This is a genomic window from Rhizobium giardinii bv. giardinii H152 (assembly GCF_000379605.1).
GTDB classification, from domain to species: domain Bacteria; phylum Pseudomonadota; class Alphaproteobacteria; order Rhizobiales; family Rhizobiaceae; genus Pararhizobium; species Pararhizobium giardinii.
This window is the reverse complement of sequence record NZ_KB902611.1, coordinates 1-1287: the sequence shown is the minus strand read 5'-3', so window position 1 is coordinate 1287 and position 1287 is coordinate 1. Positions and strand designations below refer to the sequence as shown.

1 protein-coding gene is annotated in these 1287 nt (G+C 53.6%); it reads right to left on the bottom strand.

Annotation, left to right across the window (positions count from 1 at the left end; translation table 11 throughout):
- Positions 1-271: 271 nt before the first annotated feature.
- Positions 272-1287: ABC transporter substrate-binding protein (locus A3AY_RS34955; protein ID WP_018325535.1), on the bottom strand; the 1016-nt coding region annotated here is incomplete at its 5' end.

Below are 1287 nucleotides of genomic sequence, written 5' to 3'. Positions count from 1 at the left end.
TACGATCTCAAAATCTGAAAGCTGTGCAGCTTGCCTGCGAAACGTATTCGTTTCGTGGAGGATACCACCTACGGCAATTCTCATCAGTTTCTCCATTCTCCAGATAGCGAACCGCATGAACTCGGAAGAGCAGTGGACCCAGCCGCGTTAGGTAAAACGTTACTTCGCTCAGCGGGTTCGTCGGTTCCAGTAGGACATCCTGCTGCTTAGTAAAGGGCGAGAATCGTCTTTATAACGCAGCTGCGGACCAATGGCCCGCAGCTGCAAAGCCTCACTGTGACAGAAAAGCGGTGCAGCGCTCTATGGCCACATCATAGTTGGTGCGGCCATCCGAACCCCGTTGAACCCACCAATCGTAATTCTGTACGATCTGCTGTTCCATGATTCCGGGGGCGCCAGGTATAGTTTCCGCCAGTTCCTTTGGCAGAAGCTTGAAGGCGTCTTTGTTGACCGGGCCGTAGGGAATTGCCTCTGCAAAAGCTGCCTGTGCCTCTGCCCGTGAAATGTAGGCGAGGAGCTTGGAGGCGTTTTCCTTATTGGCCGCGTTCTTCAGAACGATCCAATCATCATACTGCAGCATGGACTGATCCCATGACAGCTCCAGTGGTGCGCCCTGTTTTTTGGCGGTGACGATGCGGCCATTCCATGCAGCGGCGATATCGACTTCACCGCCGATAAGGCTTTGCGGCGCGTCGGCGCCCGTTGCCCACCAGCGACCAACACTGGGCTTGATTTCCTTAAGCTTTGCGAAGGCACGATCCATATCGAGAGGATAAAGCTTGTCTTTGGGTACGCCATCACCGATCAGCGCCCCTTCAAGGAGCGCTCCATAAAGCATGAGGTCGCAGTTTGGGAGGCTTCGCTTTCCGGGAAATGCCTTCACATCGTAGAAGTCAGTCCAATTCTTCGGATGCTCCTTGGGAAATTTGGTTGTGTTGTATGCGACCACAACTGAGTAATAGAAAGAGCCGAGGCCGTATTCACCCTTCATGAAGTCCGGAAGCCCTGCGAGGGTTTCCTTGGCAAAAAAACTGTAGTCAATTTTTTCCAGAGCCTCATTGTCGACCCAGGTTGGCACCTCACCGCCATTGATATTGCTGATATCGGCCTCTGGTTGCCCGAGCTTTGCCGAGGCGAGCAATTTAGCGCTTGAGGGGATGGTAATCACTTTGATGCCGGTATCGCGCGTGAACGGTTCGAACCAGGCCTTTTTTTGCGCTTCTTCAAAAGCGCCGCCGGCGGTGGCTACGACCACCTCTCCAGTTCCCTTCAGATTGTCCGGGATTT